The organism is Stenotrophomonas lactitubi, from assembly GCF_002803515.1.
Lineage (GTDB): Bacteria > Pseudomonadota > Gammaproteobacteria > Xanthomonadales > Xanthomonadaceae > Stenotrophomonas > Stenotrophomonas lactitubi.
Window position 1 is genome coordinate 118129 of record NZ_PHQX01000001.1, and the last position, 22400, is coordinate 140528.

At 66.0% G+C, this 22400-nt stretch carries 21 protein-coding genes and 1 riboswitch; of the genes, 10 read left to right on the top strand and 11 right to left on the bottom strand.

All coding sequences use genetic code 11. From position 1 onward, the window contains the following. Window positions 1–41: 41 nt before the first annotated feature. Window positions 42–1277 (top strand): cell division protein FtsZ, encoded by a 1236-nt coding sequence (gene ftsZ / locus CR156_RS00490; RefSeq protein ID WP_025876577.1) that lies wholly within the window; start codon window positions 42–44, stop codon window positions 1275–1277. 193 nt (window positions 1278–1470) lie between these two features. Next, complete coding sequence (gene lpxC, locus CR156_RS00495) at window positions 1471–2382, top strand: UDP-3-O-acyl-N-acetylglucosamine deacetylase (RefSeq protein WP_089238783.1); 912 nt, start codon at window positions 1471–1473, stop codon at window positions 2380–2382. Window positions 2383–2662: 280 nt separating this feature from the next. Here lpxC and CR156_RS00500 read toward each other — a convergent pair whose 3' ends face one another. Beyond that, window positions 2663–3112, bottom strand: a complete 450-nt coding sequence (locus tag CR156_RS00500; RefSeq protein ID WP_162292002.1) for a DUF721 domain-containing protein — start codon at window positions 3110–3112, stop codon at window positions 2663–2665. A gap of 12 nt (window positions 3113–3124) precedes the next feature. On the opposite strand from CR156_RS00500, the gene CR156_RS00505 reads away from it, so the two are divergent. The 3 genes from CR156_RS00505 (at window position 3125) to CR156_RS00515 (ending at window position 8110) form a co-directional block, all read left to right on the top strand. Beyond that, window positions 3125–4078 (top strand): M23 family metallopeptidase, encoded by a 954-nt coding sequence (locus CR156_RS00505; protein WP_089238787.1) that lies wholly within the window; start codon window positions 3125–3127, stop codon window positions 4076–4078. A gap of 264 nt (window positions 4079–4342) precedes the next feature. Next, window positions 4343–7060, top strand: coding sequence for a preprotein translocase subunit SecA (secA, locus tag CR156_RS00510; RefSeq protein WP_099820293.1), 2718 nt, complete (start codon window positions 4343–4345; stop codon window positions 7058–7060). Between the two features lie 96 nt (window positions 7061–7156). Then, window positions 7157–8110 (top strand): Nudix family hydrolase, encoded by a 954-nt coding sequence (locus tag CR156_RS00515; RefSeq protein ID WP_100551568.1) that lies wholly within the window; start codon window positions 7157–7159, stop codon window positions 8108–8110. Window positions 8111–8243: 133 nt separating this feature from the next. On the opposite strand, the gene CR156_RS00520 is transcribed toward CR156_RS00515, so the two are convergent. Both CR156_RS00520 and metF read right to left on the bottom strand, forming a co-directional pair. Then, entirely contained in the window at window positions 8244–8822 is a 579-nt protein-coding gene (locus CR156_RS00520; protein ID WP_100551569.1) for a DUF4124 domain-containing protein, read from the bottom strand. 41 nt (window positions 8823–8863) lie between these two features. Next, window positions 8864–9691, bottom strand: coding sequence for a methylenetetrahydrofolate reductase [NAD(P)H] (gene metF, locus CR156_RS00525; RefSeq protein WP_089238795.1), 828 nt, complete (start codon window positions 9689–9691; stop codon window positions 8864–8866). A gap of 203 nt (window positions 9692–9894) precedes the next feature. Between metF and CR156_RS00530 the strand changes: the two genes are divergently transcribed. Genes CR156_RS00530 through CR156_RS00540 form a run of 3 tightly spaced genes read left to right on the top strand, consistent with a single transcriptional unit; the run spans window position 9895 to window position 12645 of the window. Further along, window positions 9895–10830, top strand: coding sequence for an alpha/beta fold hydrolase (locus CR156_RS00530; protein WP_100551570.1), 936 nt, complete (start codon window positions 9895–9897; stop codon window positions 10828–10830). A gap of 37 nt (window positions 10831–10867) precedes the next feature. Then, window positions 10868–11917 (top strand): sensor histidine kinase, encoded by a 1050-nt coding sequence (locus tag CR156_RS00535; protein WP_100551571.1) that lies wholly within the window; start codon window positions 10868–10870, stop codon window positions 11915–11917. Beyond that, window positions 11914–12645 (top strand): LytR/AlgR family response regulator transcription factor, encoded by a 732-nt coding sequence (locus CR156_RS00540; protein WP_100551572.1) that lies wholly within the window; start codon window positions 11914–11916, stop codon window positions 12643–12645. The genes CR156_RS00535 and CR156_RS00540 overlap by 4 nt, the downstream gene beginning before the upstream one ends. Window positions 12646–12666: 21 nt before the next feature. Here CR156_RS00540 and CR156_RS00545 read toward each other — a convergent pair whose 3' ends face one another. The 3 genes from CR156_RS00545 to CR156_RS00555 are packed head-to-tail and all read right to left on the bottom strand — an operon-like array spanning window position 12667 to window position 15769. Then, window positions 12667–13956, bottom strand: coding sequence for a sensor histidine kinase (locus CR156_RS00545; protein ID WP_100551573.1), 1290 nt, complete (start codon window positions 13954–13956; stop codon window positions 12667–12669). Next, window positions 13953–14642, bottom strand: a complete 690-nt coding sequence (locus tag CR156_RS00550) for a response regulator transcription factor (protein WP_100551574.1) — start codon at window positions 14640–14642, stop codon at window positions 13953–13955. Before CR156_RS00550 ends, CR156_RS00545 begins: the two co-directional genes overlap by 4 nt. A gap of 2 nt (window positions 14643–14644) precedes the next feature. Further along, window positions 14645–15769 carry a type 1 glutamine amidotransferase domain-containing protein gene (locus tag CR156_RS00555; protein WP_100551575.1) on the bottom strand — a complete coding sequence of 375 codons (1125 nt, stop codon included), beginning with the start codon at window positions 15767–15769 and terminating at the stop codon, window positions 14645–14647. A 105-nt stretch (window positions 15770–15874) separates the two neighbouring features. On the opposite strand from CR156_RS00555, the gene CR156_RS00560 reads away from it, so the two are divergent. Both CR156_RS00560 and CR156_RS00565 read left to right on the top strand, forming a co-directional pair. Beyond that, window positions 15875–16432: a DUF3228 family protein gene (locus CR156_RS00560; RefSeq protein ID WP_100551576.1), complete on the top strand. Its 558-nt coding sequence runs from the start codon at window positions 15875–15877 to the stop codon at window positions 16430–16432. Window positions 16433–16508: 76 nt separating this feature from the next. Beyond that, entirely contained in the window at window positions 16509–17144 is a 636-nt protein-coding gene (locus tag CR156_RS00565; RefSeq protein WP_100551577.1) for a TonB family protein, read from the top strand. Between the two features lie 66 nt (window positions 17145–17210). Here the strand turns inward: CR156_RS00565 and CR156_RS00570 are convergent, their stop codons facing one another. The 5 genes from CR156_RS00570 to ahcY all read right to left on the bottom strand — a co-directional run bounded on the left by CR156_RS00570 (window position 17211) and on the right by ahcY (window position 22229). After that, window positions 17211–17705 (bottom strand): hypothetical protein, encoded by a 495-nt coding sequence (locus CR156_RS00570; protein WP_100551578.1) that lies wholly within the window; start codon window positions 17703–17705, stop codon window positions 17211–17213. Further along, the gene (gene ybaK, locus CR156_RS00575; RefSeq protein ID WP_100551579.1) at window positions 17705–18178 is read right to left on the bottom strand and encodes a Cys-tRNA(Pro) deacylase; all 474 of its coding nucleotides are present in this window, start codon (window positions 18176–18178) and stop codon (window positions 17705–17707) included. The genes CR156_RS00570 and ybaK overlap by 1 nt, the downstream gene beginning before the upstream one ends. A 171-nt stretch (window positions 18179–18349) precedes the next feature. Next, a complete protein-coding gene (locus CR156_RS00580) occupies window positions 18350–19720 on the bottom strand; it encodes a peptidoglycan-binding domain-containing protein (RefSeq protein WP_100551580.1) in 1371 nt (456 codons plus the stop codon). 50 nt (window positions 19721–19770) lie between these two features. Further along, window positions 19771–20538, bottom strand: a complete 768-nt coding sequence (locus CR156_RS00585; RefSeq protein WP_243381667.1) for a lysozyme inhibitor LprI family protein — start codon at window positions 20536–20538, stop codon at window positions 19771–19773. Window positions 20539–20783: 245 nt separating this feature from the next. Continuing rightward, a complete protein-coding gene (ahcY, locus tag CR156_RS00590) occupies window positions 20784–22229 on the bottom strand; it encodes an adenosylhomocysteinase (RefSeq protein WP_089238815.1) in 1446 nt (481 codons plus the stop codon). A gap of 36 nt (window positions 22230–22265) precedes the next feature. After that, a riboswitch (S-adenosyl-L-homocysteine riboswitch) is annotated at window positions 22266–22348 on the bottom strand. Window positions 22349–22400 lie beyond the last annotated feature (52 nt).

The window sequence follows — 22400 nt, forward strand, 5'->3', positions numbered from 1 at the left end:
AGGCCCATGCAATCGAAAGCGGATACAACGAGGACACGGACATGGCGCATTTTGAACTGATCGAAAAGATGGCACCCAATGCGGTGATCAAGGTTGTTGGCGTGGGCGGCGGCGGCGGCAATGCCGTGGCGCACATGGTCAACTCGGCAGTGGATGGCGTGGAATTCATCACCGCCAACACCGACTCGCAGGCCATCAAGAATTGTGGTGCCAAGCTGCAGCTGCAGCTGGGTACCAATGTCACCAAGGGCCTGGGCGCAGGCGCGAATCCGGAAGTCGGCCGCCAGGCTGCGCTGGAAGACCGTGAGCGCATCATGGACGCGCTGCAGGGTGCGGACATGGTGTTCATCACCGCTGGCATGGGCGGTGGCACCGGTACCGGCGCTGCGCCGGTGGTGGCACAGCTGGCCAAGGAAATGGGCATCCTGACCGTGGCCGTGGTCACCAAGCCGTTCCCGTTCGAAGGCCGTCGCCGCATGCAGGTCGCGCTGAAGGGCATCGAAGAACTGAGCCAGCACTGCGACTCGCTGATCACCATCCCCAACGAGAAGCTGATCACCGTGCTGGGTCGCAACGCGACCATGATCCAGGCCTTCCGTGCCGCCAACGACGTGCTGCAGGGCGCCGTGCAGGGCATCGCCGACCTGATCGTGCGTCCGGGCCTGATCAACGTCGACTTCGCCGACGTGCGCACCGTCATGTCCGAAATGGGCCTGGCGATGATGGGCACCGGTACCGCCCGCGGCGATGACCGCGCGCAGGCCGCGGCCGAGTCGGCCATCCAGAACCCGCTGCTGGACGATGTGAACCTGGCCGGTGCCAACGGCATCCTGGTCAACATCACCGCCGGTGCCGACTTCACCATGGCCGAGTTCGACGAGATCGGCCGCACCATCGACGGCTTCGCTTCGGAAGACGCGACCGTGGTGGTGGGTACCGTGCTCGATCCGGACATGCAGGACGAAGTGCGCGTGACCGTGGTCGCCACGGGCCTGAACCGCGTCTCGGCCAGCAAGACCCAGCGTCCGGGCGAGCGTGCACCGATCAAGCTGGTCCGCAACGCCACCACCGGCCAGCCGGAGTTCGGCGAGTTCGACAACGGCGGCGATGCGGTGTCCAAGGCTGTCGGCGGCATGGGCCTGGGCCTGCGTCGGGCCAGCAGCGACAGCGTGGCGGCTTCCACCCCGTCGGCTCCGGCCTCCTCGGCCCCGGCCGCGGCGGAACTGCCGAACGATTACCTGGACATCCCGGCGTTCCTGCGCCGCCAGGCGGACTGATCGACGCTGCCCGGGGCTTGTCCCCCCCGGGTTGCGCCACCATGTCCTGAAAACGCGGGCGCCGGGCCAGGATGGGCCCGGCCGCCCTGCTTCACGCGCGTCCTACCGGCGCGCCGGTGTGTCCTGCCGGCGTTTCAGCCGGGGTAGGGGACCCTGCGTGTTAATCTAATGTGTCACTTCCGGTCGTCCCCCCATGATCCAGCAACGCACCCTCAAGAACACGATCCGCGCCACCGGCGTAGGCCTGCACAGCGGCGACAAGGTCTACATGACCCTGCGTCCGGCGCCGGTCAACCATGGCATCGTGTTCCGGCGCGTGGACCTGGACCCGGTGGTGGAAGTACCTGCGAAGGCCGAGCTGGTCACCGAAGTGACCCTGTGCACCGGCCTGACCTGCAACGACGCCAAGATCCAGACCGTCGAGCACCTGATGTCGGCCCTGGCCGGCCTGGGTGTGGACAACATCATCGTCGAACTGTCCTCGGCCGAGCTGCCGATCATGGACGGTTCGTCCGGCCCGTTCGTGTTCCTGCTGCAGTCGGCAGGCATCGTGGAACAGGATGCGCCCAAGCGCTTCATCCGCGTGCTGAAGACCGTGGAAGTGACCGAGGGCGACAAGGTGGCCCGCTTCACCCCGTATGAGGGGTACAAGCTGGGCTTCACCATCCAGTTCGACCACCCGATGATCCCGGCCAAGCAGTCGCGCCAGGAAATCGAGTTCTCGACGATGGCCTACACCAAGGAAATTTCCCGCGCGCGCACCTTTGGCTTCATGCGCGACCTGGAATACATGCGCGAGCGCAACCTCGGCCTGGGCGGTTCGATGGACAACGCCATCGTGCTCGATGAGTTCCGCGTGCTCAACGAAGACGGGCTGCGCTACGCCGACGAATTCGTGCGCCACAAGATCCTCGATGCGATCGGCGACCTTTATCTGGCCGGCGGCCAGGTGCTGGGCGCCTACGAGGGCTTCAAGTCCGGCCACGCGCTCAACAACAAGTTGGTGCGGGCGCTGATGGCAGATGCCACTGCCTGGGAATGGGTCACCTACGACTCGCCGGCGGTGCCGGACCCGGTTGTGTACGCCACGCCGGCCTATGCCTGATTCCATAGGCTATTGATTTGAAAGAAAAAAACGCCGCCTTTCTGGGCGGCGTTTGCGTTTCCGACCTTAGTTAAGGCCCTGGCGCAGTGGGTGACGCGACGGCCGGGCCGAGGTCACGGTTTTGTGAACCTGTTGGATCGGAAGCCTGAATTTAACGTTGTTTTAACAACAATCTAACGACTGCCCCACCGGGGCCAGCTAGGATGCGACCCGGCCCCCGAAATGTTTCACGCTGCGGTGACACGCGCGACGGGGAGTGGAGCAGGACGCTCCGCTGCTTTCAGGTTTCCCGCTTCGGTTTCGAAGGAAGGTCCTGCAGAGCTGCCAAGGCGTCGCGTAGCCCTTTGTGCGTGGCGGCTGAAACTGCGTGGGGTCCATTCCGGTTGTCGAGCGCTGGGGAGCGCGTGGGAGTGGGAGACGCAGTCTTGACGGTCACCTTTGTGGCCTTCAGCCCGATGGACCGGGCCGCGTCGAGCAACTGGGCTTCGGCAAGCCGCAACTTGGCATGCCAGACCGGGGATTCGACGAGAAAAACGAGGTGTTCCCCGTCCACATTGGCCAGCCGGCAACGGCTGCGCAGAGGTGGCGGCAACTGGGGGCGCAACTGACGGTCCAGCGCGTCGAGCCATAGGGCACGCCGCAGCGGGTTCCCGCTTTTGTCCGCCATCACTACATCCAGGGCCGGTTTCGGTCTGGATGCGGGACGAACGCTGGATTTCGGCTCAGACATGAAAACTCACTGATGGCATTCAAAAAGATCGTAATCAAAACGCGTGAAGGACAGGCCAAATCGGCGCTCACGCGTTTGCGGTTCTACTTCGAGGACCGCCCCCGAGCCCTGCTGGGCAGCGTGCTCGGCGCAGGTTGCATTATCGGCCTTGCCGGCGGCATTGGCGCCAGTGCGCTCAATGATTCGCGCCTGCAGGCCAAGGTCGACCGCCAGGAGGCGGAGCTGGCCAAGGTCCAGCGCGATGCGCAGACCCAGGTCAACGCGCTGGCCGCCCGCCTCGGCGAGCTGCAGGCACAGGCCACCCGCCTGAACGCCCTGGGCGAGCGGCTGACCCAGATGGGCAAGCTGGAAGACGGCGAATTCGACTTCAACGAGACCCCCGGCCTCGGTGACGGCGATGCCGGCGGCCCGACCGCCGACATCCCGGTGAAGGACGTCAACGCCGACTTACAGATGCTGGAGCAGCGCTTCGCTGCTTCAGGCCGCCAGTTGTCGGTGATGGAATCGCTGATGTTCGACCACCAGCTGCAGCAGAACGCCGTGCCCTCGCGCATGCCGATCCGCAACAGCTATGTCACTTCCGGCTTCGGTACCCGCGCCGACCCGTTCGGTCGCGGTGCCGCTACCCACAAGGGCATGGACTTCCACGCCCGCGTCGGTGACCCGGTGATGTCGGTGGCCGACGGCGTGGTCAGCTTCTCCGGGGTCAAGGGCGGCTACGGCAACGTGGTCGATGTCGACCACGGCAATGGCTACGTCACCCGCTACGCGCACAATTCGCGCCTGGTGGTGAAGGTCGGCGACCTCGTCCGTGCCGGCCAGGAAGTGGCCAAGGCCGGTTCCACCGGTCGTTCGACCGGCGCCCACGTGCACTTCGAGGTGTGGGAGAACGGCAACGTGGTCAACCCGCGCAAGTTCCTCGGCGATGGCGGCAATACCCCGGTCGGGCGCATCACCCGCGGTTGATGCCAACGCCGGGCATGGCCCGGCGCTACCGGGACGCCGTCGGATCCCGGCGGTAGCGCGGGGCCATGCCCCGCGAGCGCGAAGCGCGGCCGCCAGGACCCCGGTCCCGGCCGCCTAGACGACCGCAAAGGGTTGAAACCCCTGCCGCCCATCCCAAGCTACAATGGGTGTTGCCATCGACAGGGCGCCAGGCGCCCTGTTTCGTTTGCGGCGGACGGATCCTCCCGGAGCCGTGCGGCATTCCCATCCAACCCGGTTCCTTCAATGATCAACAGCCTGCTTACCCGCGTATTTGGCAGTCGTAATGAACGACAGCTGCGCCAGCTCAACCGCATCGTCGCCAAGATCAATGCGCTGGAGCCGGAGATCGAGAAGCTTTCCGACGAGCAGCTGCAGGCCAAGACGCCGGAATTCAAGCAGCGCATCGCCGGTGGTGAAGCCCTGGACAAGGTGTTGCCGGAAGCCTTCGCGGTCTGCCGCGAGGCCGGTCGCCGCGTGCTGGGCATGCGCCACTACGACGTGCAGCTGATCGGCGGCATGGTGCTTCACCTGGGCAAGATCGCAGAAATGCGCACCGGTGAAGGCAAGACCCTGGTGGCGACCCTGCCGGTGTACCTCAATGCGCTGGAAGGCAAGGGCGTGCACGTGGTCACCGTGAACGACTACCTGGCCCGCCGCGATGCCGCGCAGATGGGCAAGCTGTACAACTGGCTGGGCCTGAGCGTGGGCGTGGTCTACCCGGGCATGCCGCACAGCGACAAGCGTGAAGCCTATGGTTCGGACATCACCTACGGCACCAACAACGAATTCGGTTTCGACTACCTGCGCGACAACATGGCGCTGTCCAAGGCTGACCGCTACCAGCGCGGCCTGCACTACGCCATCGTCGACGAAGTCGACTCCATCCTGATCGACGAAGCGCGCACCCCGCTGATCATCTCCGGCCCGGCCGACGATTCCCCGGAGCTGTACATCCGCGTCAACCGCATCGTGCCGAACCTGGTCAAGCAGGAAGCGGAAGACGGTGAGGGTGACTTCTGGGTCGATGAGAAGGGCAAGCAGGTGCACCTGTCCGAAGCGGGCATGGAGCACGCCGAGCAGCTGCTGGTCGAAGCGGGCATCCTCGATGCCGAGACCGAAGGCCTGTACGCCGCGCAGAACCTGACCGTGGTCCACCACCTCAACGCCGCGCTGCGCGCGCACGCCATCTACCAGCGTGATGTGGACTACATCGTGCGCGATGGCGAAGTGGTCATCGTCGACGAATTCACTGGCCGTACCCTGGCCGGCCGCCGCTGGTCCGATGGCTTGCACCAGGCGGTGGAAGCGAAGGAAGGCGTGCCGGTCCAGCGCGAGAACCAGACGCTGGCCAGCATCACCTTCCAGAACCTGTTCCGCATGTACAAGAAGCTGTCCGGCATGACCGGTACGGCCGATACCGAAGCGTTCGAGTTCCAGAGCATCTACGGCCTGGAAGTGGTGGTGATCCCGACCAACCGTCCGACCATCCGCAAGGACAGCCCGGACCAGGTGTTCCTCAACCGCAAGGGCAAGTTCAATGCGGTGCTGGCCGACATCGAAGAGTGCGCCAAGCGCGGCCAGCCGGTGCTGGTGGGTACCACCTCGATCGAAACCTCGGAAATGCTGTCCGAGCACCTGCGCAAGGCGGGTGTGAAGCACGAAGTACTCAACGCCAAGCAGCACGACCGCGAAGCGACCATCGTCGCCAACGCCGGTCGTCCGGCGGCCGTGACCATCGCCACCAACATGGCAGGTCGTGGTACCGACATCGTGCTGGGTGGTTCGCTGGAAGCGGAAATCCACGAGCTGGGCGAAGGTGCGACCGACGAACAGAAGGCCGCGATCAAGGCCGAATGGCAGAAGCGCCATGACGCGGTCAAGGCTGCGGGCGGCCTGCACATCGTCGGCACCGAGCGCCACGAATCGCGTCGTATCGACAACCAGCTGCGTGGCCGTTCGGGCCGCCAGGGTGACCCGGGTTCGTCCCGCTTCTACCTGTCGCTGGAAGACAACCTGATGCGCATCTTCGCCTCCGACTGGGTGCAGAAGGCCATGCGCATGATGGGCATGAAGGAAGACGACGTCATCGAGGACCGCCTGGTCAGCCGCCAGATTGAAAAGGCGCAGCGCAAGGTCGAGGCCCACAACTTCGACATCCGCAAGAACCTGCTGGATTTCGACGACGTCAACAACGACCAGCGCAAGGTGATCTACGCCCAGCGCGATGAACTGCTTGACGCTGAGTCGGTGAAGGACAACGTCGATGGCATCCGCGACGACGTGATCTTCGACATCGTCGCCCGCTTCGTGCCGCCGAACTCGGTGGACGAACAGTGGGACTTGCGTGGCCTGGAAGCCACCCTGCAGTCGGACTTCGGCGTGGACATGTCGCTGACCGATCTGGTCAAGTCGCACGAGGAACTGGACGCCGAAGGCATCACCGCCAAGGTGCAGGAACGCATCAACCAGCACTTCGCCGAGAAGGAAGCGGGTGTGGGCGAAGAGACCATGCGCGCACTGGAGAAGCACGTGATGCTGACCGTGCTCGACCAGAGCTGGAAGGAGCACCTGGCGCGCATGGATTACCTGCGCCAGGGCATCTACCTGCGCGGTTATGCGCAGAAGCAGCCGAAGCAGGAATACAAGAAGGAAGCCTTCGAGCTGTTCTCGGACATGCTGGAGAACGTCAAGCGCGAAGTGGTGACCCTGCTGGCTCGTGTGCGCATCCGCAGCGACGAGGAAGTGCAGGCACTGGAAGCGGCCGAGCGCCAGCAGGTGGAAGCCCGCCTGAAGCAGTCGCAGTTCCAGCACCAGGACGCAGGCGGCTACAGCGCCGACGAGGAAGCGGCGCAGGTCGAAGCCGCCCAGCTGCAGCGTGACGAGCCGAAGATCGGTCGCAACGATCCGTGCCCGTGCGGCAGCGGCAAGAAGTACAAGCACTGCCACGGCCAGCTGAGCTGACCCCCGGAGAGCCCCGCGAAAGCGGGGCTTTCCTGTTATGGGCCTTGAAGCGTTCGGCGATTGCGCCGGTGCCCCGGTTTTCGGCATGCTCCCCCCATGCCTTCCCCGAAACGATCGATCCACGTCGTAGCCGCCGTCATCACTGACGCCCGCGGCCGCATCCTGCTCAACCGCCGTACCGAAAGCCGCGACATGGCCGGCCTCTGGGAATTCCCGGGCGGCAAGCGCGAGCCCGGTGAGACCTCCGAGCAGGCGCTGGCGCGTGAACTGCACGAGGAACTGGGCATCGAGGCCGAGGTGGGCGAGTGGGTCATGGACGTGCCGCAGCGCTACCCGGACAAGGACCTGACCCTGGAAGTGCGGCACGTACGCAGTTGGAAGGGCACCCCGCGCGGACGCGAGGGCCAGGCCATCACCTGGGTGGCGCCGGACAAGCTGGTCCGCTATTCCATGCCACCGGCCGACCTGCCGGTGGTGGCCGTACTGCGCCAGCCGGACTGCTACCTGATCACCCCAGCGCCGGACACGGATGAAGGTGCCCTGCAGCGCTGGCACGGCCAGCTGCAGCAGGCGGTCGCATCGGGTCAGCAACGCATCCAGCTGCGCCTGCCGGCCGAGCATCCGCAGCGGCAGGGCATGATCGAGCAGGCCGTGCGCGCGCATCGACGTGGTGTGCAGTGGTTGCTCAACCGCGATATCGAACTGGCGCGCACCCTGGGCGTCGGCGTGCACCTGGGCAGCGAGCAGCTGCAGTCACTGCAGGAACGGCCGCTGCCGGCCGGGCAGCTGGTCGCCGCCTCCTGCCACGACCTTGAACAGCTGTTGCACGCGCAACGGCTGGGCTGCGACTTCGCTGTGCTGGGCCCGGTGCAGGCTACTGCGAGCCATCCCGATGCAGTGCCGTTGGGGTGGGAAGCCTTCGCCGCGATGCGCGCGCAGGTCTCGCTGCCGATCTACGCGCTCGGCGGCATGACGCCGCAGCACGTGATCGAGGCACGCCGTCACGGCGGGCAGGGCATCGCCGCCATCCGCGGACTGTGGCCGGCCTGATGCCCTGACACGGGTGCCGATCCGACGCCATACAGGGACGAGTAGATCCACGCCATGCGTGGATGAGCAGATCCAAACCGCGCAGGGACCAGTAGATCCACGCCATGCGTGGATGGCGCTCAGCTCAACCCATTCACAACGTAATCCAAAAACACCCATATTGCCGCCGCAGCCCAAGCACGGTCGCCGCGCGCGTGGCGCTGCCCGGCAGGGTCTGCTCCAACCGCAACCCGACCGGATGGCGCCGCGCAGTCGGTTCCGATTCCAATTCCGGTACCTGCGCAGCAGTGCCCGCGCCTTCATCCAGATCCTGCCGCGGATACACCGGCACCACATCCACCAGCGGCCGCCGCACCACCGATTCCAGCTGGCCAAGAATCCGCTGTGCGCCCGCATCGGACACCGCGCCCCACAGGTACAGCGAAGAGAGCCGGTTCACATCACCGATGGCGACCGCCGTGTGCAACGCCTGCACCAGTTCACTCAGCCGACGTGGGCAGCTGCTGCCGAGGCTGTCGCGCTGCAGGGTGTTGCCGGAAGGCGCCGGCGGCGGACGCCGGGACTGCGCACCCAGGCTGTCGCAGGGGCGGTCGGTGTAGACACTCTGCCCCTGCGGATCAGTGCAGCGGTTCAAGCGCGTGGGTTGCGCCTGTGCGACGGCGCAGAGGCCGGGCAGCAGCAGGAGCAGCAACAGGGAGAGGACGAGCTTCATCGACGCAGCGTAGCGCCGATTGCGATAACGCAGCGTACTTTTCAGCCGCGCAGCAACGTCAGTACCGAGACCGTCGGCTTGGCCAGGTTCAACGTGTAGAAATGCAGGCCCGGTGCGCCCCCTTCGATCAGGCGTTGGCACAGCTTGGCTACCACTTCGGCGCCGAAGGCGCGCACCGATTCGGCATCGTCACCGTAGGCCTGCATCTTGCGGCTGATCCAGCGCGGGATTTCCGCACCGCACTGTTCGGAGAAGCGGCGCAGCTGGCTGAAGTTGGAGATCGGCATGATGCCCGGGGTGATCGGCACCTGCACGCCAAGCCGCTGCACTTCGTCGACGAAGTGGAAGTAGGCATCGGGGTTGAAGAAGTACTGAGTGATGGCCGCATCGGCACCAGCGTCGATCTTGGCCTTGAAGTGCTTCAGGTCGAGCAAGGCGTCCTGCGCCTGCGGGTGCGTTTCCGGATACGCGCCCACTTCGATGCGGAAGGCATCACCGTGTTCGGCGCGGATGAAGGCGATCAGTTCGGAGGCGTAACGCATGTCGCCGGGGAAGCCCATGCCGGAGGGCAGGTCACCGCGCAGCGCGACCAGGCGCCGGCAGCCGATGGCGCGGTACAGCTTGAGCAGCTCGCGGATCTCCTGGCGGGTGCCGCCCACGCAGGACAGATGCGGTGCCGCCTCGAAGCCGTGGTGCTGGTTGAGATGGCGCACGGTCTCGGAGGTGTAGCTGAGGGTCGAGCCACCGGCGCCGAAGGTACAGGACACGTACTCGGGGGCATACGCCTTCAGCTTGGCCGCGGCACGGTCCAGCTGGGTGCGCTGTTCGTCGGTCTTGGGCGGATAGAACTCGAAGCTGATGGCGGTCATGGCAGGGGCAGCGGCGACGGGTGCGGATCAGTATATCGCTTCATCAAGATGGATGTGCAATAGGCGCGTGAGGTCGGCTGTCCCGTGCGGGCGACCGTTCGCCCCGCTGACGGACCGTTGCTCCGCAATCGCAACCGAGGCACCGGAAGCGGAGCCACGCTGGCCCCATTCCCGGCACCACCCACCCGATGAAGGAGCAGACGATGAAGATCTTCCAGGCACTCTGGTACGCAATGAAGGCCTTGGCCAGGCTGGTGATGATCGGCATGGCGATGGCCGTGCTTGGCACCGGCCCGGCCCATGCCACCGCCGTCGACAAGTCCGCCGTTCCAGGCACCGTGCAGGTCGAGGTGGTCGGCAAGGGGCGTCCGCTGCTGATGATTCCCGGCCTGAACAGCAGTGCCGAGGTCTGGCGCGAGACCTGTCTGGCGCTGAAGAATGTGCAGTGTCACCTGGTGCAGTTGCCGGGCTTTGCCGGTGCTGCGGCAGCGCACCCACGCCCGGCGGATTTCCTGCCGGCGATGCGCGATGAACTGCTGGGCTATCTGCAGGCGCAGCAGCTGTCGAAGGTTGCCGTGATTGGCCACAGCCTGGGAGGCGTGCTGGCGATGCAGTTGGCACTGAAGGCACCCGATGCCGTCGGTCCACTGGTAATCGTGGATTCGCTGCCGTTCTATGCGGCGGTGATGAACCCGCAGGCCACCGCGCAGAACGTGGGGATGATGGCCGGACAGCTGCGCGAAGGCCTGCTGGCGGCCGATGAGGCCAGCTTCAATGCACGCAACGACGCGACCGCCAAGGCCCTGACCCGCAGCACGCAGCATCTGCCGGAGCTGCAGCGTTGGGGGCGCGACAGTGATCGCACGAGCATGGCTGATGCGATGCACTCCATGCTGGTGCGCGATCTGCGTGATGACATCGCCGATATCCACACGCCGGTCCTGGTGCTGGGCAGCTGGGCCGCTTATCAGTCGATGGGTGGTACGGAGGCCAGTACCCGTGCGCAGTTCCAGGCGCAGTACGCGAAGCTGCCGGGTGTGCAGATCGAGATGAGCGCACAGGGCTACCACTTCCTGATGTGGGATGATCCGCGCTGGCTGCAGGCGCAGGTGCGCCGCTTCCTTGCCACGCATTCCTGATCGCTGCATGCCTTTCCCTCCACCACCGAGGCTGCCCATGGACGCAACCACGCCATCCCGCCGCTTCTGGACCCTCAACGCGCTGGCGTGGGCGGGCTATGCGACGTACAGCCTGTGGCTGGGGGTGCGTATCGGCGGCGGCACGCTGTTCAGCGGCGTGGTGTTGATCTCCCTCAGCATCGCCGTGTCCCTGTGGTTGTGCAGCGGCGCGCTGCGTTCGGTCGCGCTGCGGCAGCGCTGGTGGGATGGCAGTCTGGGCAGCCTGGCGCTGAAGCTGGCCGCTGGCGTGGTGGTTGGCGCCAGCATTGCACAGGGGCTGACGGCGGCGTTGCTGCTGCCGGCGCTGGCCCTGGGCTGGGTGCAGTTGCCCGGTGGGCGTGCCGATTACCAGCTGTCGTCGGTCGTGCTGTACTGGATGAACACCGCCCTGTTCCTGTTGATGTGGACGGGTCTGTGGGCGGGCCTGCATGGCCTGCGCCGTGCGCGCCACAGCGAGCTGGCACGGTTGCGCGCGGAGGCGGAGCGCAGCGCGCTGGAGCGCGATGCGTTGCGTGCGCGGCTGAATCCACACTTCATGTTCAACGCATTGAACAATCTGCGCGCGCTGATCCTGGAGGACCCCGAGCGTGCTCGCGACATGGTCACCCGCCTGTCGCGCACGCTGCGCCACGCATTGGCCCACAACCGCAGCGAGCAGGTGACCCTGGCCGAGGAACTGGCGGTGGTCGATGACTATCTTGCCATCGAGGCGATCCACTTCGAACAGCGTCTGCAGGTACGGCGGGAGATCGCCGCAGAAGCTGTGCAGGCACAACTGCCTGCAATGGCACTGCAGCTGTTGGTGGAGAACGCGATCAAACATGGCATTGCCAGCCGCGCGGGCGGCGGAGAGGTACATATCCGCGCGTCGCTGGAAGATGGCCTGCTGCGCCTGCAGGTGGACAACCCGCTTGGCAACGCCAATGAACCCACCCTTGGCCATGGTGTTGGCCTGGCCTACCTGCGTACGCAACTGGGTACGCGTGGCCGTTTCGCCCTGCAGCCGATCGGCGATCGTATGCAGGCCCTGCTGGAGATTCCGCAATGACGGCCGTGCTGCGTGTGTTGATTGTCGACGATGCACGGCTGGCGCGGCAGGAGCTGCGTACGCTGCTCTCGTCGTTGCCGTGGGTGCAGTGCGTGGGCGAGGCCGACGACGTGCCGGCCGCGCGCGAGGCCATCGCCACGCTGGCACCGGACCTGGTGCTGCTGGACGTGCAGATGCCCTCCGGCAGCGGCTTCGATGTACTGGACGGGCTGGAAAGGGTGCCTGCGGTGGTGTTCGTCACTGCCTATGACACCTACGCAGTACGCGCATTCCAGGCCAACGCGCTGGACTACCTGGTGAAGCCGGTGGAAGCTCCGCGCCTGCTGGAGGCGCTGGAGCGTGCACGCCAGCATGCGGAGATGAATACCGAAGCACCAAGCGGTCACGGCACGTTGGGCGCGCAGGACCAGGTGTTCGTGCGCGAAGGCGAGCGCTGCTGGTTCGTGGCCGTTGCCGAGATCCGTCGATTGGTGGTGGATGGCAACTACACGCGACTGTGGTTCCGCGACCAGAACGCATTGCTGGCCCGCAGCCTGAGTGCGTTGGAGGCACGCTTGCCGCCGGATCTTTTCTTTCGTGCCAACCGCAACACGCTGGTCAACCTGCGGCGCATCCGTGCGGTCACGCCGAGCATCGGCGATGGTTACGATCTGGCGCTGGATGATGGCAGCGAAGTCGAGGTATCGCGGCGGCAGGCACGGGAGCTGCGCGAGCGGATGGCGCTGTAGGCGGCACCACACGGTTGTCGATCACCCCGGCATCGGCAAGCCGCGCAGGATTGCCCGCACGCCAAGGGCGTGTCGTTCGATCCGCAGCTGCAGGCCATGCTGATCGCACAGGCGGCGCATGATCTCCAGGCCGAGACCGTTGCCCTGGCTGTCTTCGCCTTTTTCAAACGGGCGTGGATCGGGCCAGTGGCCAAGGGATGCGTCGCTGCCGGTGCTGTTGTACACCGACAGTTCTCCTGCTTCCATGCTGATGCGCACATGTCCCAGCGGTGTATGGGCGAAGGCATTGCCGATCAGATTGGCCAGCACCACGCGCAGCGCCGGTTCCGGCGCGCAGAGTGCCGCATCGTCGGCCAACGTCATCTGCACCTCCACCGGCCGTGCGCCAAGCAACGGCGCCTGTTCAACGATGACCCGCTCCAGCAGTGGCACCAGACGCACCTGCCCGGCGGGGGGCGCCTCGTCCTCGCGGGCCAGGGCCAGCAGTGCTGCCACCGCCTGCTGCAGCTGCAGCGCGGACAGGCGGATATGCTGCAGGTGCTGCTGCCCGCGCTCGGACAGCCCGGGTTCGTGCAGCAACTGGCCAGCAGCGCTGGAAATCACCGCCAACGGTGTGCGCAGTTCGTGGCTGGCATCGCGGGTGAAGGCGTGTTCGCGGGCAACAAAGGCGGCCACCCGTGCGGACAGCCGGTCCACGGCACGCGCCAGCACGCCGATCTCGTCATCGTCGAAGTGAGCAGCCAGGGCGGTGTCTTCCCGTGGCAGCAGTGGCAACGCCTCCACGTGCGCCACGAGCGAGTACAGAGGGCGCGTGCCACGGCGCGCAAGCCACACGCCCAGCAGGATCGCCAGCAGCACCATCACCAACGCGGTGCCGGCCAGCAGGGCCACTACTTCATCGCGGATCGGGCGTACCGCCAGTTGTGAGCTGACCTCGGCGATCAGCCAGGCAGGCCGTGACGGCGGTGTCGGATCCATGCGCCGCACGTGGTAGTGCCGGCCCTCCTTGCCGCTGAATTCAGAACGCCACGGCTCCTGGGTGAATGCGGTCTGCAGATCGCTTGGGAACGCGCTCGTGTCCTGATACAGGCGGATGGCCGCATCACCCGGCGCCCGCCATCGACCCGTAGCTGCATGGACGGCAAGCTGCGCCGTCGCTTCACGGGCCAGCTGTGCATTGAAAACGCTGTCTTCCACGGCGTACATGAAGACCAGCGAATACAGCCCGAACACCGCAGCAATGAAGAGGGTGAAGGACGTAAACGCGACGACCAGGCGGCGGCGCAGGCGCTGGACCGGCCGCCGCTTCATGGTGAAGCCTCCAGCCGGAAGCCGACGCCGTGCACGGTGCGCAGCATCTCACCGTCGAATGGCCGGTCCAGTACCTGGCGCAGCAGGTACAGATGCGAGCGCAGTGGATCGGAGGGGGGCGCTTCATCTCCCCACAGGCGTTGCACCAGTTCGCTGCGGGTGACAGTGCGCGGCCAGGCTTCGGCCAGCGCCAGCAGGATGCGTTGTGGAACCTGCTGCAGCTCCAGCGCTGTGCCCGCGCGCCAGGCCTGGCCACTGCGCCGGTCGATGCTCAACGCACCGATCTGCAGCAGGTTCGGTTGGCCCACGCGATGGCGCCGGGCGAGGGCAAGGCAACGGGCCAGCAGCTCTGCGTCGTCGAACGGCTTGACCAGGTAGTCGTCCACGCCGGCAGCGAACCCCTGCAGCTTGTCGTCGATCGCATCGCGTGCAGTCAGCATCAACACCGGCACATGGCGGTCGCTGCATTCACGCAACCGCCGGCACAAGGTGATGCCGTCGAGGCCTGGTAGTCCCACATCGAGCAGCAGCACGTCCGGTGGTGTTGCCAGCGCCAGCCGCAGGCCGACCTGGCCGTCGGCGGCGAAGTCGACCTGATGGCCTTGGGCCTGCAGCAGGTCGACGATGGCCGAGGCCAGCGGCAGGTTGTCTTCGATCAACAGCAGGCGCAGGCGCTCGGCGTCCATGATCAGGGCTGCATGCGGGCCAGGAGAGCCTTAGCTTCGTCCAGCTGCGGCTGCTTTTCCAGCAGTGCCAGCAACTGCTCGCGTGCCTGGGTCGTCCTGCCAAGGCGCCAGTGCGCATCGGCGATGGCCACGTCCAGTCGCGGTTCCTGCATGTGCGGGCGGGCCAGTTGCATGATGGCCAGTGCATCGGACACCTGTGTGCCGTCGGCTGCGCCCTGCAGCTGCACGTACCCCAGCATGCCGATCAGCTCCACATGGAAATCGGTGCTGCGCTCTGCCAGCTGCCGCGCTGCGCTGTCATCGCGCCGCTGCAGGTGCTGCTCGACCAGGGCCATGCTGCGTTCGTCACGCCAGGGCTCGCGCGCTGCAGGAGTGCGACCGCTGGCACGCACGAAGGCATCGGCGAGGGCCGCGGTCGAGAACGGGTTCTGCCCGGTCAGCAGCCGGCCATCAACCACCACCTTGGGCATCATCAGTGGTGCCTCCTGCCAGTGTGCCCCCAGTTCGCGCATGCGCGGCTCCAGCTGGAAGCTGAACTCCTTCGCCCAGCGCTTGCCGAACTGGGTTTCCTCTTCCTCGGTGAAACCGGTCATCGTCCGGCCCTGCACAAGCGGGCGTCCATCGTCCAGGCGTACCTCCGCCAACGCGGCGGGGCCGTGGCAGACGGCCGCAACGACGCCGCCCTGTTCCCAGATGCTGGCGATGGTCTTCTGCAGGGCGATATCGCGTGGCAGGTCGAACATCGCGCCCTTGCCGCCGATCACCAGCACGCCCTGGTAGTCGGCGGCACGAAGCTGTTCTGTGGGAAGCGTGGCAGCCAGCTTGGCAACGGCCTGTTGATCGGCAAGCAGCGCGGCATTGAATGCTTCGGCGGGGTTGTACTTGTCTGCTTCCACGGCGCCGCCGCGGGGGCTTGCCACGTCGATGGCAAAGCCGTTGCGCTTGAGGATCAACCAGGCTTGGGCGAACTCGTCCATCTCGAAGCCGGGACGGCTCTTGCCCTGGTCGCGGCCCTCGCTGCTGACCACCAGCAGCACGCGCGGCGGCTCTGGGGGAGCGGGGGCCGCAACAGCGGTCAACGGCAGCAGGACCAGCGCCAGCAGGTGGCTCGGGTTGAATCGGAACATGCTCGTCTCTCCTTGGGTGTGCGGCGCAGTCTGCGCGGCAGATGTGAAGCAGACTTCAAGCACGCCGGCGGTTAACCTGAGTCCCTGTTCCCGCATCACATCACCATGTCCATCGTCCTCACCGATTTCGCCCGCCCCCGCCTGTTCCCCCGCGTGCCGCGCGGCAACACCATCCAGGATTGCAGCGCCGAGCAGTTCGAGGCGCACCTCAACGCGCATCCGCCGCTGAAGGTGCTCGATGGCTACGCGCCGTTCTGCAAACTGTTCGTGTACGAGAACTGGACCAGCACACGCTGCCTGACGGTGCCGATCACCGACGCCAACCGCCACCAGCTGCGCAGCGGCTACGAGGCGCGCAACCGCGAGGAACTGCCGGTGCTGGTGCGCTGGTTCGAGGGCGTGGAATCGCCGCGTGCCAACTATCTGGTGGTGATCCTGTACAGCGCCGAGCAGTTGGCCAAGGAGGGCTCGCCCATTGATGCGGACTGGGGCATCGTCGGCTGCATCTACACCGCCGAGCCGGAAGAAGTGCCGATGGCACCGATCACGATGATGCGCAATGCGCTGGGTGTGGAGGAAGGTGGTTCGGGCGTGCTGCTGGATCGCGAGGCGTACCAGCGCGCGGTGGCATTCTGGGAGAGCAACGCCAATTGGCGCCCATGAATGCATAAGGGCCCGTAGCGCCATGCCATGCGCGACTGCCCTATGATCGGGCAGGCAAACGCACGGAGGGCGGGGCATGGGTATCTGGGCAAGGAGGATTCCGCTGCTGCTGGCAGGCATGCTGCCGGCTGCCGGGGTGCTGGCGGCAACGCCTGACACGCAGGCCGCGTGTTCGCCACTGCCCCCCACGTCCTGGCTGCGCGATGCGGGGGTGACCGCGTTGTCGATGCAGGTCCGCGAAGGCCGTTGCTTGGTGGAGGTGACGGCGGTCGATGGCAAGGCGCTGTTTCGCCAGCAGCAGATGCTGATGGTGCTTGCGCAGAAGGCCTGTGCCGCACCGGCGGAAGCAACCGTGGATGACACGCAGGTGTCACTGCAGCTGCGCCTGCCGAAGCGCTGCGCGGCGCGCAGCAGCCAGGATCTGTTCGCGGGCGACGAGACGGCCTGGATGCCACCCCGCGGTGTGTCACCGCGCTACCCGAGGGAGGCCATGCAGGAAGGGCTTTCCGGTCGCAGCCTGCTCAAGGCCGTGGTGGATGCGCAGGGAGCCGTCGCTGCAGTGGTTGTCGAAAGATCCAGTGGCCACGCGGTGCTGGATGAAGCGGCGGTTGAGGAACTGCGCGGCTGGCGTTTCATCCGCACCGACGCGAAGAGTGCAGTGCCGGAATTGAGCATCGTGCGCGTACCGATGCGCTATGAACTGGTGGAGTAGCGGCCATACACGCATGGCATGGATCTGCCCCGTGCGCGCGGTAGTAGAGCCACGCCATGCGTGGCTTCAATCATCGGTCACAACGATCCACTCCCACCACGGGTAGTGGTACTCGCGGTCGGTGGCATCCCAGTGCCGGCTGCAGCTGGTGCAGGCCACCCGATGCCGGTCGCCCCAGCCATCCTCGGCCACGCCCTGTTCCAGCAGCCGCACATGCCCCTGTTCGATCAGCCGGCGTGGGTTGAAGAACAGATAGTCCGGATACAGCGCGCACAGGCAGCCGCTGCGTTCACGCCAATAGCGCAGGCGGCGCAGTGCGGCTTTCAGGTGCACATCGTTGCTGAGCAGCGCCCCGCCCAGCTGCACACCATCGCAGGCGTGTTCGATGCGTTCGGCATGGGGTGCCAGTGCGTCAAGCGTAGTGGCACTGAACAGCCGCGCCAGCTGGCTGCTCGCCGCGTGGATACGGCTGGCATCGCGCGACAGCAGATCCTGCAGCAGCACGTCGGCCTGCGGATCATCCAGCCGCGGTGGCGGCGATGCGGACCATGGCCAGCGCATCAGCGGGGCCTGCCGATCGCGGCGTAATGGCCGCCGGTCAGGCGCAGCAGGTCGGCGGGTGCCAGCTCGACTTCCAGTCCACGCCGCCCCGCGCTGACATGCAACTGCGGCAGCGTCTGCGCGCTGGCATCAAGGAAGCTGCGCAGGCGCTTCTTCTGCCCCAGCGGACTGATGCCGCCGACCAGATAGCCGGTTGCGCGCTGCGCGGCATCGACGGCGGCCATCTCGCATTTCTTGCAGCCGGCGGCTTCGGCCAGTGCTTTCAGGTCGAGCTGGCCGGCCACCGGCACGATCGCTACCAGCAGTTCGTGGGTTTCGGTGCTGGCCAGCAGCGTCTTGAATACCTGTGCAGGGTCCAGGCCCAGCTTTTCGACGGCTTCGCCGCCGTAGGATTCGGCATGGGCGTCGTGCACGTAGCTGTGCACGGTATGGGCGATCTTCTCGCGCTTGAGCAGGTTGATGGCCGGGGTCATGGGGGAATCGTAACGCGGCCTTTCCCTGCTGACTTGACCGAGGCTACTGCTGCATCGGCTGGTGATGGGAAGCGGCTCCCCGGCATCCCGGCGCGGGCAACTCATCACGTCCGCGATAGCCGGCAATAGATGGATCCACGTCATGCGTGGATCCACCCGATCCATCGCAGATCAGCGCGACATCGGCTGCTGCGCTTGTGCCTGTTCCTGCGCCTGCCGTTGTGTCTGTTCGGCGTTCAACGCTTCGCTCTGGCGTGTGCTGGACGGCAGGTCCTGGCCGACCGCCTGCGCAAGGTCGATGTAGGTGCGGTGCGCTGCAGGATCACCCAGCTGGCCCTGCACCGCGAACACGCCCTGACCATCCGGACGCGCCACTACGGTGTCCACCTGTGACATGCCGACAACCTTGGACTCGTAGGCGACCTGCCCAGCCGCGTTTTCCAGTTGGTTGCGGTCATGGAACAGCGGCGACAGCCCACCCTGGCTGCGCTGCTGTTCAAGCGCCTCCAGTTTCTCCACCACCTGCTGGTAGCGCGGATTGTCGGCGTGCCCGGGCGTGGCCATGCTCGGTGCTGCTGCGGGCGCCGCAGGTTCGGCCGGCTGCTGGCGCTGCTGGCTTGCCGCGTCCAGCGCACCCAGGGTGCCGTTGCCAGCTTTGCCGTCCACCGTCAGCTGATGATCGCGTTGGAACTGCTGCACTGCCTGCAGCGTGCCCGGGCCAAAGTGACCGTCGGCCACCAGCGGTGCACCGTCCTTGCCCGTGTAGCCGAGGTCGGCCAGTTTCTGCTGCATGGCCTGCACTTCATCACCCTTTGCGCCGTTTACCAGCACGCCACTACCAGCCTGCGCACCGGGTGTGGTGGGCGAGCCGTGCGAGGGGGCATGGGTCTGGGCGATGCCCAGCTGGCTCATGGCCGTGTCGAAGCGTTCATCACGGCTGGTCACGGCCGCAGGCGACTGGATGCCGTACTTGGTTGCATCGACGAAGGTCTGTACGTCGGCCCGGGTGGGTGGATCGCCGGCCTGGATGGTACCGCCCTGCAGCTTTTCCGCATTGCCGGACAGATAGTTGATGAACTGCGGGCCCATGCTGCCGAACTGGTTGTCATAGTCGGCCATGGCCAGCTGCAGTTCCGGGTTTGCCACGATGGCATCGGCGGCGGCCGGGTTGGTCGCACGCACCTTGGCGATGGCTTCGTCGACGCGCCCGATGGCGCTGTCCAGCTTGGCGTTGGTGAGCTGATCGATGTTGGCCTGCGGAATGGCCTGCAGCTTGGCGTCGAGCGCGGCCAGCTGCTGCGTGCTCAGCCCCCCCTGCTGGGACAGCAGTTCGATGTCACCATTGGTGAAGCCGTTGTCGCGCAGGAAACGCCTGGCCTGGGGGTTGCCGCCGACGTCGAATTGCACCAGGCCGAACGAGTAGGTGCTGGTGCCTTCCTTGGCGTACGCGAAATGGTCCAGATGGCGGGTGTTGCCGCCCAGCTCGGTGTTGAGGAACAGCGTGGACAGCTGCTCGCGGGTGAGGGTGGAATCCGTTGCCATGATGATCGTCCTTCAGTGAGGAAAAAGGAGCCGGGCCTGTCCGGCGGATATCAGCCGGCGCAGTGCTGCTGGGTGAAGCCGAGCAGCTGGCGTGTGGCCTCGGTGCCGTAGGCGGCCGGCGCCGGTTCGATGGCGAACTGGCCGACCATCTGGTTGCTGCACAGCTGCACGCTGCGCTTGCCGCTGGCGGTTTCCTGGGTGCAGTTGGCCGCCAGCTGGGCGTTCTGCCCGCCGCCGATGTTGGTAGCCGCCGTGCAGCCCAGCAGGCGACCTTCCTGGCCGTTTTCACCCAGCAGCGTGTTGAAGGTCGCCAGCTGGCTGTTGGGGTCGCGCAGCACCAGCATGTCCACGCACTGCTGCTGGCCGTCGGGTACTTCGCAGGCGTCTTGGTCGACCAGGCCGTCGCGCGTGGCCGACAGCACCTTGAGGCGGTCGGTAAATACCTGTTGCAGGCAGTGCGCGTCGCTGCACAGATCGCGCGTGTGCTGGATCCAGCGCTGCTGCTCGGCCTGCAGCTTGGCCTTGCCGGCGGTATCGAGGGTCTGGCTTGCGGTGGCTTCGGCCTTGGCCAGCTCGCCTTCCTGCTTCAACAGGGCGGGGTCGTTGCAGATCAGGGTCTGCACCGGTGATGCCGAATCGGCGCAGGCGGCGCTGCTGCCGGCGGCCGCTGCCGCGGCGCTGGCCGCCTTGCCGTCGGTGTTGGCCTGTCCGGTGGCTGCTGCAGGCGTCGTGGCCTGGGCATCGCCGGAAGGCGGGGTGCAGGCGGCCAGCAGGGCCACGCAGCACAGGGTCATCAGGGGCTTGATGGTTCGGGTCATACGTTCACTGCTGCGCTGCATGTCTGTCCTTTGATGTCTGCGTCCTGGCGCATGGCCTGCGGGCGGCGGGGGCATGGGGCGAAAATCGTAGCAAGCGGCTTCTTAGGGCTCTGTGACAGGGCGCGCGGATCGGGCTGGCGGGTGCCGGAATGCAGAACGGGCGCCCGAAGGCGCCCGTCCGTGTGCATCCGTTGCTGGGGCCAGAGCCCTTTCCTGCGGAAAGGGATCCGACCCCGCGCACGGCATCAGTAGCGGTAATGATCCGGCTTGAACGGACCTTCCACCGGCACGCCGATGTAGTCGGCTTGTTCCTGGCTCAGGGTGGTCAGCTTCACGCCGATCTTCTCCAGGTGCAGGCGGGCCACTTCTTCGTCCAGCTTCTTCGGCAGCAGGTACACCTTGTTCTCGTAGCTGCCCTTGTTGGCCCACAGGTCGATCTGGGCCAGGGTCTGGTTGGCGAACGAGTTGGACATCACGAAGCTCGGGTGGCCGGTGGCGCAGCCCAGGTTGACCAGGCGGCCTTCGGCCAGCAGGAAGATCGCGTTTCCGTTCGGGAAGATGTACTTGTCCACCTGCGGCTTGATGTTGACGTGCTTCACGCCCGGGAAGGCGACCAGCGCATCGACCTGGATCTCGTTGTCGAAGTGGCCGATGTTGCAGACGATGGCCTGGTCCTTCATCGCGCTCAGGTGCTCGATGCGGATGATGTCCTTGTTGCCGGTGGTGGTGACGTACAAGTCGGCACGGCCCAGGGTCGACTCGATGGTGTTGACCTCGAAGCCTTCCATCGCCGCCTGCAGGGCGCAGATCGGGTCGATCTCGGTAACCACCACGCGCGCGCCGTAGGCACGCAGCGAGGCGGCGCAGCCCTTGCCCACGTCACCGTAGCCGCAGACCACGGCGACCTTGCCGGCCAGCATCACGTCCATCGCGCGCTTGAGACCGTCGGCCAGCGACTCGCGGCAGCCGTACAGGTTGTCAAACTTGCTCTTGGTGACCGAGTCGTTGACGTTGATCGCCGGGATCAGCAGGGTGCCGGCCTGCGCCAGCTGGTACAGGCGGTGCACGCCGGTGGTGGTTTCTTCGGAAACGCCCTTCCAGTCCTTGACCACGCGACCCCAGTAACCCGGACGCTCCTTGGCCACGCGCTTGAGCAGGTTCTTGATGACCTGCTCTTCGTGCGAGGCGGCCTTTTCGTCCACCCAGGTGCTGCCGTTTTCCAGCTCGTAACCCTTGTGGATCAGCAGGGTCACATCACCGCCGTCGTCGACCACCAGTTCCGGGCCGGTCAGGGTGCCGTCGGCCAGGGTGAAGGTCAGCGCGTCCAGGGTGCAGTCCCAGTACTCTTCCAGCGACTCGCCCTTCCAGGCGAACACGGGGGTGCCGGTGGCGGCGATCGCCGCAGCGGCATGGTCCTGGGTCGAGAAGATGTTGCACGAGGCCCAACGCACGTCGGCGCCGATGTCCTTCAGGGTCTCGATCAGCACCGCGGTCTGGATGGTCATGTGCAGCGAACCGGTCACGCGCACGCCCTTCAGCGGCAGGGTGGCGGCGTGCTTGCGACGGATCGACATCAGGCCCGGCATCTCGTGCTCGGCGATGTCCAGTTCCTTGCGGCCCCAGTCGGCCAGGGTGATGTCGCGGATCTTGTAATCACCTTCGGTGGAGAAGGTCTTGGCAACAGCATTCATGCAGTAGCTCCGGTTGTGGGCGAGCGGATGCTCGCATCTAGCCGGGCGCCGTTGTTGCAAAGCCACCTGGCCGAGCCTGGCCGGTCTCAGGGGATCCGGTCGCAGCGCCCCTCGGCAGGGGAGGATGCCCATTATATCGCGCCTCCGCTGTGACACAGCGATGACCCAACC